The sequence below is a fragment of the Flavobacterium xinjiangense genome, assembly GCF_900142885.1.
GTDB lineage: Bacteria > Bacteroidota > Bacteroidia > Flavobacteriales > Flavobacteriaceae > Flavobacterium > Flavobacterium xinjiangense.
Window position 1 is genome coordinate 9,516 of sequence record NZ_FRCL01000003.1, and the last position, 2,471, is coordinate 11,986.

Below are 2,471 nucleotides of genomic sequence, written 5' to 3' on the forward strand. Positions count from 1 at the left end.
AGGTTAAAAAACTGTGCATACTGAATTGTTTAAAAAAAGGAAAGTCACCTGCGACTGAAAATATTCTTTAACCCCAAAAAAGAGATTTTCATCCTTAAAAAACACAAATAGATTTATGTAAACTATTAGTTAACATACTTTTAGTCATATACCGATATTTTAATCAAGTCCTATTTCTTATAAAGATTTTAGCAAGATGTCGTTCTATTAAGTCCTGTCGTTTGTAGTAGAATTAACTTAATCATTAATTAATAAGTGGTAAAAATAAGAAACAAAAAAACTTTTTTAATCTAAATATAATTACTCCATTATACAAGTTAACTGCCCTAAAAACAATAATTTATTATTTTAAAAATGATTATTATGAAAACAAAAATTACTCTAAAAAGCCTAGTTTTTCCAACATTATTTAGCATAAAATATTCTGAACTTAAAACTCCAAAAAAAAGGAAATATTTAATTCAGAATATGATAATACTTATTCAAAAAATGACATTAAATGATTCATTTTTTAGTTCAAAAGCTATTTTATTAAAAATAGATTTGACACCTATGAAAGTTGTTCAATTGATCAAATCAATGCAACCTTCAATAACCCAAAATACTCTCCGAAGTAATTTTTACAATTGCATTTTACTTCACTTTCTAACGATTTAAAATCAAATCAATATGAAATCTACTATTACTCAATCGATAAAAATATTATTATTTTTATTATTCAGCATTCTCAGTTTTAGCACTGAAGCGCTTGCACAATCATCTACTGTAACAACTGATAAATTAGAATATGCACCAGGTCAGTATGTAATTGTAACGGGTGCAAACTGGTTGCCTGGAGAAACTGTAAAACTTACATTTGAAGAAACTCCTTTAATACATGCTGTTGAATATCTTTATGCCACAGCTGATTTAGCCGGTAATATCAATAATAGTGATTATTTAATTCAAGTCCATGACCAAGGACAAGAATTTAAACTAACTGCTACTGGTCTTACTTCGGGGTACCAAACCGAAACTCTCTTTGCTGATGCATTTGTTGCAGGAGTTGCACCAGTACTGATACCTCTGAATTTTAATATTGATGGAAATCTTGTATCGACAAATACAGTTCCACCAATAGTAGGAGATTGGCTAACCGGTCCAAATGGCGCTGGTGTTCTGACAAATGCCGGAGTACCAATTAATCCCTTAACAACTTTTCATTTAACTGATCTTTATAATACAAATGAAGATAATTTTGCTTCTGGTAAAGTAAACGACAATCCCAACATACTTACTTGGGTAACAAATCCTGTAGGAGATAAAGTAGATGTCAATAATGCATTAATTCATTTTTCTAAAGATGCTTTTGGTCAACAATGGATAATGGTAGGAGCCGATCATTTTAGTAACAAAGGAACAGTATATATTGATTTTGAATTTTTACAAAATAAATTAGAAATCACAGGAACTACTAGTGGTGGATTTATATCGAGCGGTCCGGACGGTGGTAGAACAAAAGATGATTTTATTCTAACATTACTATTAACAAACGGAGGTTCTACAGCTGGTTTTTTTATTAGCAAATGGACTGAAATTTCTCCCGGAGTGTTTGATTATGTTGATCAAACTCTAACCTTAGGAACATTAAATGCAGTTTTTGCGAGCGTAAATACTGCTGATGGAACATCAGTTCCTTTTGGTGCTTTTGGAAATATAACTTATGAAAAAAATACATTTGCTGAAGCAGCTATAAATTTAACAAAAGTATTAAGTGCAGCTATAGATCCATGTAAATCATTTGGTATCAAAACCCTTTTTATAAAAACTAAAGTTTCGGCATCTTCGTCAGCAACTATTGCTGATTTTATTAAACCTATTCAGGTTACTTTTGCTTTAGGAGTAGCTGATGCAGGACCCAATCAAACGAAATGCTCCGCTGGCTCGTCAACAGATTTTCAATTGGCGGGGGTAGCTACTCCCAGTCCAGGTGATTCAGTTTCCAGCGTAAAATGGACGGTTGTCAGTGGCACTGCAACGATCATAAATGATACTACCTTAAACGCAATTGCAACTGTTTCCAGTTCAACTGCAACAATTCGTTTAACTGTAAAAACCCTAAATGGTTGTGAATCATTTAAGGATGTGATTTTAACCGTCACACCGACAGTACCTTGCGCTATTACGCCATTGTCAAATGATAATGTATGCCCATTATCATCTAATACATATTCTGCTCCCGATGGGATGACTTCATATGCATGGTCTTTATCAAACGCCAACGGAGCTACTATAACTTCTGTTACAAATTCCCAAAATGTTACGGTTGCGGCGGGTTCAGATTGTAACAAATCTTATACATTGTTGTTAACAACAACATCAAATGGTTGTAGCTCCAGTTGTGAAAAAATAGTTACTGTTAAAGATATCACTGCTCCAACATTTACCGCTCCGGCTAACCTTACCATCTATACAAGTGCAACATGTACTTA

Annotated in this window: 1 protein-coding gene; it reads left to right on the plus strand. The window is 32.7% G+C overall.

The window, feature by feature from the left end; all coding sequences use genetic code 11:
• Window positions 1-669 precede the first annotated feature (669 nt).
• On the plus strand, window positions 670-2,471 hold a 1,802-nt coding region (locus tag BUC23_RS17445), incomplete at its 3' end, for a hypothetical protein (RefSeq protein WP_167365554.1).